Annotated in this window: 10 protein-coding genes; 6 read left to right on the forward strand and 4 right to left on the reverse strand. The window is 55.1% G+C overall.

All coding sequences use genetic code 11. The annotated features are described in order from the left end of the window. Position 1: 1 nt before the first annotated feature. Complete coding sequence (gene tamB, locus AC236I_RS22725) at positions 2-3778, reverse strand: autotransporter assembly complex protein TamB (RefSeq protein ID WP_004857172.1); 3777 nt, start codon at positions 3776-3778, stop codon at positions 2-4. Continuing rightward, positions 3775-5508 carry an autotransporter assembly complex protein TamA gene (gene tamA / locus AC236I_RS22730; RefSeq protein ID WP_004857170.1) on the reverse strand — a complete coding sequence of 578 codons (1734 nt, stop codon included), beginning with the start codon at positions 5506-5508 and terminating at the stop codon, positions 3775-3777. The genes tamB and tamA overlap by 4 nt, the downstream gene beginning before the upstream one ends. A 209-nt stretch (positions 5509-5717) precedes the next feature. Between tamA and msrA the strand changes: the two genes are divergently transcribed. The 5 genes from msrA to araC all read left to right on the forward strand — a co-directional run bounded on the left by msrA (position 5718) and on the right by araC (position 12233). After that, positions 5718-6356 (forward strand): peptide-methionine (S)-S-oxide reductase MsrA, encoded by a 639-nt coding sequence (msrA, locus tag AC236I_RS22735; RefSeq protein ID WP_004857168.1) that lies wholly within the window; start codon positions 5718-5720, stop codon positions 6354-6356. A gap of 172 nt (positions 6357-6528) precedes the next feature. Then, a complete protein-coding gene (paeA, locus tag AC236I_RS22740; protein WP_004857167.1) occupies positions 6529-7872 on the forward strand; it encodes a polyamine export protein PaeA in 1344 nt (447 codons plus the stop codon). 198 nt (positions 7873-8070) lie between these two features. After that, positions 8071-9303, forward strand: coding sequence for an oligosaccharide MFS transporter (locus tag AC236I_RS22745; protein WP_015585310.1), 1233 nt, complete (start codon positions 8071-8073; stop codon positions 9301-9303). Between the two features lie 18 nt (positions 9304-9321). After that, positions 9322-11331, forward strand: coding sequence for a beta-galactosidase (locus AC236I_RS22750; protein ID WP_281011496.1), 2010 nt, complete (start codon positions 9322-9324; stop codon positions 11329-11331). A 29-nt stretch (positions 11332-11360) separates the two neighbouring features. Next, complete coding sequence (gene araC / locus AC236I_RS22755) at positions 11361-12233, forward strand: arabinose operon transcriptional regulator AraC (protein ID WP_044348254.1); 873 nt, start codon at positions 11361-11363, stop codon at positions 12231-12233. 65 nt (positions 12234-12298) lie between these two features. Here the strand turns inward: araC and AC236I_RS22760 are convergent, their stop codons facing one another. Next, positions 12299-12505, reverse strand: coding sequence for a DUF1107 domain-containing protein (locus tag AC236I_RS22760; RefSeq protein ID WP_004857160.1), 207 nt, complete (start codon positions 12503-12505; stop codon positions 12299-12301). Positions 12506-12824: 319 nt separating this feature from the next. Between AC236I_RS22760 and AC236I_RS22765 the strand changes: the two genes are divergently transcribed. Continuing rightward, positions 12825-13382, forward strand: coding sequence for a YtfJ family protein (locus AC236I_RS22765; protein ID WP_004857159.1), 558 nt, complete (start codon positions 12825-12827; stop codon positions 13380-13382). On the opposite strand, the gene cysQ is transcribed toward AC236I_RS22765, so the two are convergent. Further along, positions 13372-14115 carry a 3'(2'),5'-bisphosphate nucleotidase CysQ gene (gene cysQ / locus AC236I_RS22770; protein ID WP_004857157.1) on the reverse strand — a complete coding sequence of 248 codons (744 nt, stop codon included), beginning with the start codon at positions 14113-14115 and terminating at the stop codon, positions 13372-13374. The genes AC236I_RS22765 and cysQ overlap by 11 nt on opposite strands. Positions 14116-14238 lie beyond the last annotated feature (123 nt).

Consider the following 14238-nt stretch of genomic DNA (forward strand, 5'->3'; position numbering starts at 1 on the left):
GCTAAAACTCAAACTGATAGAGCAAATCGAGAGCCTGGTCTACGCCAGACACCGCTTCCATATATAGCTTAGGCATCAGGCGATAGCGTAACGTCAACGTCGCCAGGGAATCAAAGATCCCTACCCCATATTTTACCTGCAGACCTGGCAGTACATAGCCGCTGACCACCACCTGGGAGGAGTCGCCCACTCCCTCGGTATCCAGCGCCAGATTGCTTACGCCAAACGTCTCGCCGATTTTACCCACAACCTGACCACTTTGTGCAACCCCCATACCAATAAGCATTGAAGTCATTGCGGCACTATCGCTCTGTCCGCTGCTTAAACCCTGTCCTCTCAGCAGGTAAGAAAGCGCTTCTTGCTGCGACATGACCGGGTCAGAGAAAATCTCTGCTTTCGGCTGATCGGCCGAACCAGTGACGCGAACGCCAGCGATCACGTCGTCTTCTGTGGCATCCGGGTTACGAATGGCTTCGATATTCAACAGCGGCTGATCCGGCGGACCGGAGAACAGCAGCTCGCCTTTACGTACGATCAGGTCCTGACCGTAGGCATGGAAGCGACCTTCCGGGATATTAATCTGCCCGTTCAGTCCCAGCCCCTGTTTATCCTGAGCCACTTTCAAATCGCCGGTCAGACGCGCTTTCAGGCCGAAGGCGCTCAGACGGACGTTGTTACCAACGTGAATCGTCAGGTTGCTGTTGATGGGAATACCGGCGCTCTGCTGCTGAATCGGCTGCAGATTTTTATCCAGCATCACTTCATCAGAAGAGACCCCAACGGCACTTTCCGGCACATCGTTGACGACGATACGCGCCCACGGAACATCAACGCTGCCATCAAGGCTAAACAAACTCGGGGTAGCGGTAAAGACCACATCCGGCGAAACGTCCAGCCTTACCATCGGCGGCACGGTAATACGAACCCGGCTGCCTTTGGCCGCTACCTGCGCACGCCAGTTGTCAATCTGGGTCCAGTCGGCGTTACCGCTCAGACTGATTTGGCCCTGTTTGGTATTCACGGTGCCCTGCAGCGTTGAACGGGTGCCGTTGAAGTTCATCGCCAGCTGGCTCGGCTGCATATCAAACGGCATAAAGTTACCGTCGATGTCGATACCGCCCAACTGCATCTGGCCAAACAGCTGCGGGTTTTGCAGATCGCCGCCGAGGCGCAGGTTCGCATTGAGCTTCCCTTCCGCCTTCTCTCCGCGGGCGAAGATCGGGTTAATCATCGCCAGCGAGAAGTTATTGATATTCACATTACCGCCGAGGTTACGGCGCCCCTGCGGGTCGGTAATCTGCACCTGGCCATCCAGCTGACCGTTGTTGGTCAGGCGAATCAGCCAGCCGAGCTGCGCACGGTTGTTATGCAGTTCGGCCGTCAGGTTCAACGTATCGAAGGCCACCGGCAGCGGCGCATCGTTGACCATCTGGGTGACTTTGACATTGCGACCGTTCAGCGTCACTTTGCCCTGCGGCAGCCCCTCTTTGGTGGTGTCCCAGCTGACATCCGCATTGCCGCTGAATACGCCGCTGGCCTGGGTCGCCTCCGGCATAAACGGCTTCAACATCGCCAGATCAAAGCGGTTCAGATTCACCACCGCCCGTCCGCTGGCACCGGCGTCGATGGTCTGCGGCACGCACAGCTCGGCGTTCGGGTTAGCCCAGCAGTGCGGCCCGATACTGATTTTTTGTTCGCGATTACGGTAATCCAGCGCGATGTTGCGCGTCAGGGAAACCGGCCCTACCGGCGTCTGGAAGCGGGTATTGCTCAGCGTCCCTTTCCAGCGTTCCTCTTTACGATCGAAACTCCCCGCCAGCGACAGCTGCCCGGAAACCGGATCGCCCTGCACTTTCAACTGCAGATCGTGTTGCTTTTCGTTCCCTTTGGCATTCAGCTGCACGAGGCTGATATTAACCCCCGGCTGGCTGATCCGGTCGACGCGCACATCAAGATTGCCGCCGATTTGGTCGCTGGACTTTACGTCGCCCTTGACGTTGACCTGAGCAACGGTCAGCTCCTGCCAGCGCAGCGCACGCGCGGTGATATCCGCCAGCAGCTGCGGCGCATCAACGGTACCGCGCACCTTCAACAGCCCCTTCGCCGTGCCGCCCAGCCCCGGCAGCGCATTATCCAGATTGGGCGCATCGATGGTGGCATCCAGGTTGAGGTCTTTCACCCCCAGCTCTCCCTTCACCTCGGCGCTGTTCTTACCCAACGCCAGGTGCAGACCGGGGATTTTCCACTGCATGTAGCTGTTACCCTGCAGTGAACCGCTGACATCGACCTTGTTCTGCTTAACGTTACCGGTGATTTTCAGCTCCGGTACCGACATCTGCCAGCTCCCGCCGTACAGGCTACCCTGCGTTTTAATCATCCCGTTCAGCTTCGACGGCCAGTCCGGTACCTCTTTGGCGGTGTTGATGCCGTCGAGCGTCAGCTCGCCGCGCCAGCTGATAGCCTGCTGCCAGTCCAGCAGCGCTTTCAGTTCGGTTTTCCCCTCCAGCGCCGCAACGGTCAGCTTATCGAGGTTCACCTGCTGTTCGTTCCCTTTGGCATTGAGGGTGATTTTCGCCGGCGGCAGCGATTGCCCCTTCACCGCGGTGCTGAACGCCATGGTGTAGTCGGTCATCTTGCCATTAAATTTCAGCAGCACATCGTCGGCCTGGAACTGTTTTTCTCCGCTGAATGGCCAGTACAGCTGTTTACTCTTCAGTTCCATATTCAGCGGCAGTCCGGCTTCCGCCAGCTGCGCGTCGGCACGCAGCGTCATCGCCACGGAACCGGCTAAATCCACGCCGATCTGCAGCGTTTTACGCATTTCGCCGCCGACGGTCAGCTTCACCTTTTCGCCTTTCAGCGGATCGATGTTCAGCGTACTGTTGAGGGTGATGTCTACCGGCCAGTTATCCTGCAGTTGCGCGGTGCCCGCGGCATTGATCTTGCCCTGATCGGAATCGATATCCAGCGTATCCAGCTTCATGTGTCCGTCGATGCTGCTGACTTTCAGCAGCATGCTGTAGACGGTCATGTCGGTATCGCCGGTGACGCGCAGCTGCTCGCCGTGGAACGACTGGATATTCAGGTTCAGCGGCAGATGAACGTCGGTCATCTCCGGCAGCACCGGCTGGGAGAACAGCGCTTTCATCGTCTCGCCGAGCGGTTTTTCTTCCGGCTTCGGATTGTCGATCTTCGGTTCAACCACCTGCTCCTGCGCCACTTTCGCCACTTTCGGCAAGGCGATAAGCAGCCCCTGCAGCGAGGTTGGCGTCAGGGTCAGATTCTTCTCCTGCCAGTTCAGGCCGGTGGAAAAGTCCCGCACCGAAACGGCGGTATTATCAATTTTGACGTTCACGTTTTGCAGCGCGATGCGGCTCAGCGTCACAGGATACGGCGTCGAAAGATTCAGCGGCCCCGTCTCCTCCTCTTCTACCGGCGCAGAAGGCGGCATCTTGCTGGTGTCGATCGCCACGTAGATATCGCGCAGCGAAATATCGTTCACGCACAGGCTGCTGTCCCACAGGCACTGTAATTTGACCGCCAGATGGAACTGACCGGCCGTGACCGCGACGCCCGGCTGCGCAAAACGGACGTTTTGCAGCGTCAGGTCACGCCAGCCGCCGGTCACCTTGCCGATTTCCAGACCGGGGACCCAGCGGTCCGCCGCCTTCAGCACCAGGTGCAGGCCGCTGGTCGTGCCGACCAGGAACGCGACCGTCCCCAGCAGCAGAACCAAAAAGATCAGTACCCCGAGGCTTATCTTCTTCCATAAACTCATAATTCAGGCCCCAGACCGATGTAAAACTGTAAACCGTGTTCGTCTTTGTCGCCGACCGGCGCGGCAATATCCAGCTTGATCGGGCCAACCGGCGACTGCCAGCGCACGCCGACGCCGGCGCCGGTTTTAAAATCGCTTTTGCGGATATCGCTCACCGCTTCGCCGCTGTCGACGAAGACTGCGCCCCACCATTTTCCGCTGACGTTGTACTGATACTCCAGCGAACCTGTCGCCAGCTTCGAGGCACCAATCAGTTTGCCATCGTCATCCTTCGGCGAGATCGATTTGTATTTATAGCCGCGAATACTGCGGTCGCCACCGGCGAAGAAACGCAGATCCGGCGGGACTTTGTTGAAGTCATCGGCTTCAATCCAGCCGAGGTTGCCGCGCACCACAAAACGGTGGCGGTCGTAGAGCGTGCGGATCCACACATCCTGCGCCTGGGCGACGATGAAGTTAATATCCGAGCCCCACATGGTGTTGGAGTAGTCCACCGAATAGCGCTGGGAGTCACCCCAGGTCGGCATCAGGCCACCGCGGGAGCGGGTACGGTTTACCGACACCCCGGGATAGATAAGCATCGTGGTGTTGGTGACGTTGGCCTGGGTAAAGTGGTCAAGGCTCCAGCGCAGGTTAAGCGCGCGCTGCCAGCCGCTCGACATCTCCCAAAAACGTGATACCCCGAGGGTCGTTGAGTCGGCTTTCGTATCGTTGAGGTCCGTACGTTTAAAGCCGCCCTGCACCAGGTAGTATTGCTCCAGCGGGCTTTTTAGCAGCGGCACCTTATAGCTGAAATCAAGCTGCTGTTCAGGAGCGGAAAGGCTGAGGCTGGAAGTCAGGCTATGTCCGTAGGAGTTCATCCACGGCTTTTTCCACGTTCCTTTGACCCGCGGCCCGACGTCGGTTGAGTAGCCGACACCGGTTTCCACGGTATTCTCTTTACGCGGGGAGACCACGCCCTGCAAAGGCAGAACTTTAGTCTTGCGGGACTTTTCAAACTGCGGCGCCACAACGACGGAGCTGAACCAGCCGGTTGCCGCCAGGCGGCGGTTGAGTTCGGCGAGATCCTGCGAGGTGTAGTAGTCGCCCTGCTTGAACGGCACCAGGTTTTGCAGATATTCGTCGCGAATTTGCGAGCCTTCAAAAGTGACCGGACCAAAGCGGTAGCGCTCGCCGCTGTTGTAGTCGATATCCCAGAAGGCCTGATGACGGTCGAGAGAAACCCCGAGTTGGCTTTTGATGAATTCGCTGTCAAAGTAGCCCTTACGCAGCGCAACGTGAGTGAGCGAGCTCTTGAAGCTATCATAATCGCCATGATCCAGGACGGTGCCGATAGCCGGGCGCTTTTTTAACAAATCCAGATAGTCACGGTCGGTGCGCGCCCCGCCTCGCAGGATGACTTCCGTGCCGCCAATACGTACCGGTTCACCTGGCGTGACTTTGGCAATCAGCACCTGCCGGCCTTTTTTCGGCGGCGGACGGAGGTCGAAAACGATTGTCGGTTCGTAGTATCCCAGGGCCTTCAACCCTTCGCGAATCGCATCATCGACGCGCGCACGAAAGCGGCGATCCGGCGTCACTTCGTCGCTCTGGATCGTAGAAAGTTGAGCTCGGACGTTTTTTTCCAGCTCTCCGGATAACCCCTCAACCTGCAAACGCACGCTCGCGGCGCTAGCGACCCCGCTGACCAGCAAAAGGCTGGTGATACATAACTGGCGGATTTGTAGCACGTTTTCTCCTGAATATCCTTGTTTCCCCCCGAAGGAAACGAAAGCGCCGTTCCACGGCTTAATAAAACCCCAACGACATAGGGTTGAAAAAGAAACGCTAAACCAAATAATTCTTATGTTTAAATCTAGACGTATCGGGCATGTTTATTGTGTAAAAAGACACGCTTCGTTACAACCTTAACCACGACTTATGTTTTGAGAGGCCAACCGTGAGTCTATTTGATAAAACGCATCTTGTCGCCCAGGCGGATGCGCTGCCAGGACGCAACACCCCTATGCCAGTGGCAACACTCCACGCTGTCAATGGCCACTCCATGACCAATGTCCCGGACGGAATGGAAGTTGCCCTGTTCGCGATGGGCTGTTTCTGGGGCGTGGAGCGTCTGTTCTGGCAGTTGCCTGGCGTCTACAGCACCGCCGCGGGCTATACCGGCGGCTATACGCCGAACCCGACCTACCGTGAAGTCTGTACCGGTGACACCGGCCATGCCGAAGCCGTACGCATTGTGTACGATCCGCAGGTCATCAGCTACGCGCAGCTGCTGCAGGTTTTCTGGGAGAACCACGATCCGGCCCAGGGCATGCAGCAGGGTAATGACCATGGCACCCAGTATCGCTCCGCCATCTATCCGCTGACTCCAGAGCAGGATGAAGCGGCGAAGGCCAGTCTGGCACGTTTCCAGGCCGCCATGCGTGATGCCAACGACACGCGTACAATCACCACGGAAATTGCCACGGCGAAGCCGTTTTACTACGCTGAGGACGATCATCAGCAGTACCTGCACAAAAACCCGTACGGCTACTGCGGTATCGGAGGCATTGGCGTCTGTCTGCCCCCGCAGGCATAATACCGTTTATCGCTGAGGTGAATAATTAACGCTCTGGCGGCTTTACAGTCGCTTACGCTATACTACCCTGTGTTATAGCCGGTCCAGAGCCTTCGGACCGGTTTTTTATGTATTCCACTATAGAGTTATCAACTTCCCTTCCGAGGATCTGGCCTCAACGGCTGGATAAACTATGTTAAATAGTATTTTAGTTATTCTTTGTCTGATCGCTGTCAGTGCGTTTTTTTCGATATCGGAGATCTCGCTGGCAGCTTCACGTAAGATCAAACTCAAACTGCTGGCCGATGACGGCAACGTGAACGCCCAACGCGTTCTCAAAATGCAGGAAAACCCGGGCACTTTCTTTACCGTCGTACAGATCGGCCTCAACGCCGTCGCCATTCTTGGTGGTATCGTCGGTGATGCGGCATTCTCGCCGGCGTTTCACAGCCTGCTGAGCCAGTACATGTCGGCTGAGCTTTCAGAGCAATTGAGCTTTATCATCTCCTTTACCCTGGTCACCAGCCTGTTCATTCTGTTCGCTGACCTGACCCCGAAACGCATCGGTATGATTGCGCCAGAAGCCGTTGCTTTGCGTATCATCAACCCGATGCGCTTCTGCCTGCTGGTCTTCCGCCCGCTGGTGTGGTTGTTCAACGGCATGGCTAACAACATCTTCCGTCTGTTCAAAATACCGATGGTGCGTAAAGACGATATTACTTCCGACGACATCTACGCCGTGGTAGAAGCCGGCGCGCTGGCCGGGGTGCTGCGTAAGCAGGAACATGAGCTGATTGAGAACGTTTTCGAGCTGGAATCGCGTACCGTTCCGTCGTCCATGACCTCGCGTGAAAATATCATCTGGTTCGATCTGCACGAAGACGAGCAGAGCCTGAAGAACAAGGTGGCGGAACATCCGCACTCCAAATTCCTGGTCTGTAACGAAGATATCGACCACATCATCGGCTACGTGGACTCTAAAGATCTGCTTAATCGCGTGCTGGCGAACCAAAGCCTGGTGCTGACCGGCGGCGTACAGATTCGCAATACGTTGATTGTCCCGGATACGCTGACGCTCTCTGAAGCGCTGGAAAGCTTTAAAACCGCCGGTGAAGACTTCGCGGTGATCATGAACGAATATGCGCTGGTAGTAGGGATTATCACCCTCAACGACGTGATGACCACGCTGATGGGCGATCTGGTCGGTCAGGGACTGGAGGAGCAAATTGTCGCTCGCGATGAGAACTCATGGCTGATTGATGGCGGTACACCGATTGACGACGTCATGCGCGTGCTGGATATCGACGAATTCCCGCAGTCCGGCAACTACGAGACCATCGGCGGTTTTATGATGTTTATGCTGCGTAAGATCCCGAAACGCACCGATGCGGTGAAATTCTCCGGCTATAAATTCGAGGTGGTGGATATCGACAACTACCGAATTGACCAGCTGCTGGTAACGCGCATCGACAATAAACCAACCGTGCTGGTACCGAAACAGCCGGACGCCGCCAATAGCGATAAAGAGCCGGCGTAAGATATTGGGTCGAACATAAAAGGCGGATGAAAACTCCGCCTTTTTTATTGCCCGAATGTGAAGCGGCTCACGCCTCTCAGCCGATAGCAGATTTTTACTACTCCATAGCGAAACGTTCATGACTCCCCTCCGCGCAAAAAGGTAACTTTGCTCGCGTCTACACGATCATATTCCTGTTCAACGGGAGCGAGGATTACCATGATTGAATCAAATAAAAATTACTATATAAGCTGTCTGTTCTTCCTGTTCTTCTTTATTGGCTGGGGATGCTGCTATCCTTATTTATCATTGTGGTTAACGGAAACCATCGGTATTAATTACACTGATGTCGGTCTGGTTTATTCCTTTACTGCGATTATTGCCGTTTGTGTCCAGCCACTATTCGGATTCATCTCCGACAAACTGGTCTATCGTAAAAACCTTATGTGGATGCTGGCAATCATTATCACTTTATTTGCCCCCTACTGGATTTACGTCTTTGCGCCATTATTAAAAATTAATGTTTTTCTCGGAGCGCTGGCGGGCGGTATCTATATTGGTATGGCCTATGGCGCTGGCTGCGGTATTTGCGAAGCCTATATTGATAAAGTCAGCCGCGCATCCGGGTTTGAGTTTGGTCGCGCCCGAATGTTTGGCGGTATTGGCGCGGCTATCGGCACCTTTGCGGCAGGTAAACTCTACGGAATCGACCAGAATATGATTTTCTGGCTGGCCAGCTGTGCGGGAGTTTGCCTGCTGGTGATTGTCTGGAAAATGCAGATTAGCGCGGATAAACAGGGCGCGATGCCGAGCGGGAAAGCCTCGCCGGTCACCTTGAGCGACGCCGCATCGCTGCTGAAAATGAAGAAATTCTGGTTCTTCGCCATCTATATGATTGGCGTCGGCGCGGTATATGAAACCTACGACCAGCAGTTCGCTATCTATTACAGCCACTTCTTTGAGAGCAAAGCGCGCGGCGCGGAGGTCTTCGGCTATTTAACCACCGGTCAGATTTTCCTGGATGCCGTCGTGATGTTCTTTGCCCCATGGTTCGTAAATAAAATCGGCCCGAAAAATGCCCTACTGTACTGCGGGATGATTATGAGCCTGCGCATTATCGGTTCGGCCTGGGCTATTGGCCCGGTGTCCATTAGCCTGATTAAACTGCTGCACGGCTTTGAAAGCTCGGTGCTGCTGGTTGCGGCATTAAAATATATCTTCGCCAATTTCAACCCAATGCTGTCCGCCACCGTTTACTTAATTGGCTTCCAGTTTTCTAAAAGCTTTAGCTCTATTTTTCTTTCTACCGGCATCGGCCATATGTATCAGAGTATGGGCTTTACCAGCAGCTATATCGTACTCGGCGGTATCGCCCTGTGCTTTACGCTGATTTCATTTATTACGCTGGACAAAGCGCGCGTTTTTTCCCCGCAGCCGGCACCCGTGCATTAATTTAAGGAGGTAACCTGTATGTCTGATTTATTTTATGGCGTAGCGTATTACGATGAATATATGCCAGAAGATCGATTAGCGAAAGATATCGCCTTAATGCACGAAACGGGCATTAACGTGGTGCGGATTGCCGAATCAACCTGGAGTACGCTGGAGCCTCAGGAAGGCGAGTATAACTTCTACCATATCGACCGGGTGCTGGACGCCATGCATGAAGCGGGGATCGCGGTGATTATCGGTACGCCGACCTACGCCGTCCCGGCCTGGCTGGCGGCTAAACATCCGGACATTCTGGTCACCACCGTCGACGGACAGCAAAAATATGGCCCGCGACAGATCATGGATATCGTTAACCCGACTTTTCGCCGCTATGCCGAAAAGATTATCCGTACTCTGATGGCGCACGTGCAGCATCATCCGGCGATTATTGGCTGGCAGCTGGATAACGAAACCAAGCATTACGATAATATCGGCCGCTATATGCAGGAAGGATTTGTGCGCAGTCTGCGGGAACACTATCCCGATCTCGCCAGGTTGAATAAAGATTTTGGTCTGGACTACTGGAGCAACCGCATCGATAGCTGGCAGGATTTTCCGCCGGTCGAAAATACCATTAACGCCAGCCTCGCCTGCGCGTTCTCCCGCTACCAGCGCCAGCAGGTAACCGGGTACCTCGCCTGGCAGGCGGACATCGTGCGCGAATATGCCCAGCCGCATCAGTTCGTCACCCACAACTTCGATTTTGAATGGCGCGGCTACTCCTATGGCGTGCAGCCGCGAGTCGACCACTTTGCGGCGGCGCAGGCGCTGGATATTGCCGGTGTCGACATCTATCACCCGAGCCAAAAGCACCTGACCGGGCGGGAAATCGCGTTTGGCGGCGCCATTACCCGTTCACTCAAGCAGGGTAAAAACTACTTCGTACTGGAAACCCAGGCGCAGGGCTTCGCCCAGTGGACCCCTTTCCCGGGGCAGCTGCGCCTGCAGGCCTTTAGCCACGTGGCCTCAGGTGCGGCGATGGTCTCCTACTGGCACTGGCATTCGATTCATAACTCGTTTGAGACCTACTGGAAAGGGCTGTTAAGCCACGACTTCTCGCGTAATGCCACCTGGCAGGAAGCGACCACTATCGGGGCTGACTTCGCCCGCCTGTCGCCGCAGCTGGCGGAGCTGAAAGCAGAAAACGACGTCGCGCTGCTGGTGAGCAATGAAGCCATGGACGCCCTCAATCAGTTCCGCCCCGGCGATACGCAGGGCAATATTTATAACGATATTTTTCGCCGCTTCCACGATGCGCTATACGACCACAATATCAGTGTCGACATTATCCATGATGTTAATGAGGAGACCTCGCGCTACCGCGTGCTGATCGTGCCCGGACTTTACGCCGCAGATGACGGCCTGCTTACGCGCATCAATCGCTATATTGAACAAGGCGGCAGAGCGCTGATCGGCTTTAAATCAGGCTTTAGCGATGAAAACGTCAAGGTGCGAACCGGCGCGCAGCCGGGGATTTTGCGCGAGAGCTGCGGCGTGAGCTACAGCCAGTTTACCCTGCCGGAAGAGACCACGGTGTGTTCATGCTGCGCAGACATTGATTGCAGTAAAGACAATCAGGCCGAACTGTGGATGGAGCTGCTGACGCCGGACTCCGGTACCCGCACGCTACTGCGCTATCAGCATCCGGCATGGGGCGAATATGCCGCCGCCACCGACGCGGATTACGGCCAGGGTCGGGCGATTTACGTGGGCTTCCTGCCGCAGAAAACGCTGGTTAGTCAGCTGTTTGACCTCCTCACCTCCGGCCTGGATCTGCGCTCGCGCACGTCGGCGTACCGCTATCCGCTGGTGGTTAAACAGATGCGCAACCGCAACGGCAACCGCATCCACTTCCTGTTCAACTACTCCGGCGAGCCGCTGGAGTTTATCAGCGAGACATCGGGCAACGCGCTGTTGAGCGGGGATGAGGTCAGCTGCGGCCAGCCGTTGCGTCTCAAGGCATGGGAATTTAGTATCATCGAAAGTTAAGCGGCAGCGGCGTTCAGGCGGGAGAAACGATGGAACTGGATATCAATGAGCTACTGAATTTCTCGCCATTGATGAAGACTTTTACCTTCAACGCCTGGGTCGTCGCCGGCTTTACCCCCATCACCCGCGGGTCAAAGCTGGACTACTACATTAACCGCCCGCAGGGGATGAAAGGTTACATCATCAATCTGACCCTGCGCGGCCAGGCGCGCGCGAAAGCGGGCGACGGCTCCCTGCTGTTTCGTGCAAACGATCTGCTGCTCTTCCCGCCCGGTGTTCCCCACCATTACGGACGGGATGAACACAGCGAGCACTGGGATCATTTATGGATCTACTTTATCCCCCGGCCCTACTGGATAGACTGGCTGAAATGGGATCAAACGACCCACGGCATCGGCAAAACAACGGTCAACGATCCTGAGCAGCTGCAAAATCTGCGCGATCTTTTCTATGAAGTTATCCGCCATCATTCCGCTTCCGTCCCGCTTTCTGAAGCGCTGGCGATGAATGCGCTGGAGCGCCTGATCCTGAGCTGCTTTCAGCGACAGCCGCTCAGCAATCGCCACGCTCACGATCCGCGGATTAACGCCGTGTGTGACTATCTTAACGAGCATATTGCACAGGAGATTAAGATTGAGACCCTGGCAGCGATGGTTTTTATCTCGCCTTCACGACTGGCGCACCTGTTCAAAAATGAGCTGGGGCAAACGGTATACGCCTGGCGCGAGGCGCAACGCATTAACCGCGCGCGATGGCTGATCCAGAGTACTTCCCTGCCGCTTAACAAAATCGCCCTGTCGGTCGGTTACGGAGACCCGGTCTATTTCACGCGCATTTTCCGCAAACACAACGGCATTCCGCCGGGCGAGTACCGTAAACGCTATGCGGAAATGAAGGGATAGGCCAGAAACATCAACGGCTCCATCAGGAGCCGTTTTTTTACCGCATAGCTATATCGTTATTCAGGTTAAGCCATCTCTGTTTGCAGACGCAGAACCTGACGATTGACTTCAGACATCACAGACAAATGCTGCTTGTCTTTAACCTTCGGGATAAGGATTTTGCCCTTATCAAACTCAAAAGCGCCAACATCCTTGATGTATAACCGTCCACGGAACAGGATCTTCACGTACTTCGCCACTTGCAGCGGATTGTAGCGTTGGAAAATTTTCATTGTTGTCTCCTGCCAGGGTTACGCTCTTGTGGTGCCACACTTGGCCCACGATTCGGGAGCGCAAATTTTAATGCCCTGAAACTATAGTCCAGAACTTCTGTAATACCCAGCATGCATAAGTTTATTTACCTTTTGATGACAATAATTAAGAACTTTCTTTTCAAACATACGTAGAAGTTAGTATAAGTCGCCGATTTCCTTCGAATATGTGCGTTAACACGCAAACTGGCACCCTGATTGCGTGTAATGCCGGGAAATCGCATTTATGCTTAAACGAGACCAAGTGGTCGGATCACCTGCATAAAAATAAGGACTCATCATGACCCTACGTAAGCTACTGGCGGTTTCCTGCCTCCTGTTACCGCTGATGGCCTCAGCGCATAATTTTGTCGATGGCCAGCGCGTCGCGCCGGTTGGCATTGCCGACCGGGGAGAATTAATTCTGGATAATGATAAGTTTAGCTATAAAAACTGGAATAGCTCGCTGCTGGCAGGAAAAGTTCGCGTGGTGCAGCACATCGCCGGACGCACGTCGGCAAAAGAGAAAAATGCCACTCTGATAGAGGCGATTAAGGCGGCCAAATTCCCGCACGACCGCTACCAGACCACCACCATCGTCAATACCGATGACGCCATTCCAGGCTCCGGCATGTTCGTACGTAGCAGCATTGAGAGCAACAAACAGCTCTACCCGTGGTCGCAGTTTATTGTCGACAGCAACGGCCTGGCCCGTAAAGCCTGGCAGCTGCAGGAGGAGAGCTCAGCGATTGTGGTACTGGATAAAGACGGTCGCGTGCAGTGGGCCAAAGACGGCGCGCTCACGCAGGATGAAGTGCAGCAGGTGGTCGCCCTGCTGCACAAACTGCTTAGTAAATAGAGACCCGGAAGCCGGGGTTCAGGAAGGATTCACGCGGGGTATAGTCCAGAGTGCGCCCCTGCCAGTCGTGAACGTGCGCCCCGGCAGCCACCGCCACGGCATGGCCAGCGGCGGTATCCCAGGTACTGGTTGGCCCAAAGCGCGGATAAAGCTGGGCCTGACCTTCCGCTACCAGGCAGAATTTCAGTGACGAACCGATCGACGTGGTCTGATGCTCGCCAATATGTTCCAGGTACTCCTGCAGTTCCGGATCGTTACCGTGGGAGCGGCTGATCACCACCAGCGGCGGCCGGGCATCCCGCACCTGAATCTGCTTGCGCATGCCGCATTCGTCTTTCCACGCCTTGCCGCCTTCCGCGCTGTACAGCACTTTTAAGACCGGCGCGTAAACCACGCCAAGAACCGGTTTTCCTTTTTCAATCAAGGCAATATTGACGGTAAATTCACCGTTACGTTTAATAAATTCTTTGGTGCCGTCCAGCGGATCCACCAGCCAGTAGCGCTGCCAGTGCTGCCGCACCTCCCATCCGGGGGGATCTTCTTCAGAGAGCACCGGGATATCGGGCGTCAGCGCCAGCAGGCCATGCATAATCACCTTGTGCGCGGCGAGATCTGCCGCGGTGACCGGAGAATCGTCCTTCTTGCTGGCAACGTCCATCGGCTGCTTTCCATCATAGACTTCCATGATGGCATCACCTGCAATCCGTGCAAGTTGACATACTTGTTCTAACATTCTCCACCTCATCTGGTTACAGTGGCGTTAACTCGTTGTTTTAGTTATATCGCATCGGTGCGAGTTCCGCTATCTGTGATAACGATGGCGGTTTCATGAGCCAGTTTTCGGCATGATTCACAT

The organism is Klebsiella sp. Sb-30, from assembly GCF_057652795.1.

Excerpts from the sequence above, each read along its gene's own strand:
- tamB (WP_004857172.1), bottom strand. The coding sequence starts at position 3,778 with ATGAGTTTATGGAAGAAGATAAGCCTCGGGGTACTGATCTTTTTGGTT.
- paeA (WP_004857167.1), top strand. The coding sequence starts at position 6,529 with ATGTTAAATAGTATTTTAGTTATTCTTTGTCTGATCGCTGTCAGTGCG.
- AC236I_RS22745 (WP_015585310.1), top strand. The coding sequence starts at position 8,071 with ATGATTGAATCAAATAAAAATTACTATATAAGCTGTCTGTTCTTCCTG.
- AC236I_RS22750 (WP_281011496.1), top strand. The coding sequence starts at position 9,322 with ATGTCTGATTTATTTTATGGCGTAGCGTATTACGATGAATATATGCCA.
- araC (WP_044348254.1), top strand. The coding sequence starts at position 11,361 with ATGGAACTGGATATCAATGAGCTACTGAATTTCTCGCCATTGATGAAG.
- AC236I_RS22760 (WP_004857160.1), bottom strand. The coding sequence starts at position 12,505 with ATGAAAATTTTCCAACGCTACAATCCGCTGCAAGTGGCGAAGTACGTG.
- AC236I_RS22765 (WP_004857159.1), top strand. The coding sequence starts at position 12,825 with ATGACCCTACGTAAGCTACTGGCGGTTTCCTGCCTCCTGTTACCGCTG.
- cysQ (WP_004857157.1), bottom strand. The coding sequence starts at position 14,115 with ATGTTAGAACAAGTATGTCAACTTGCACGGATTGCAGGTGATGCCATC.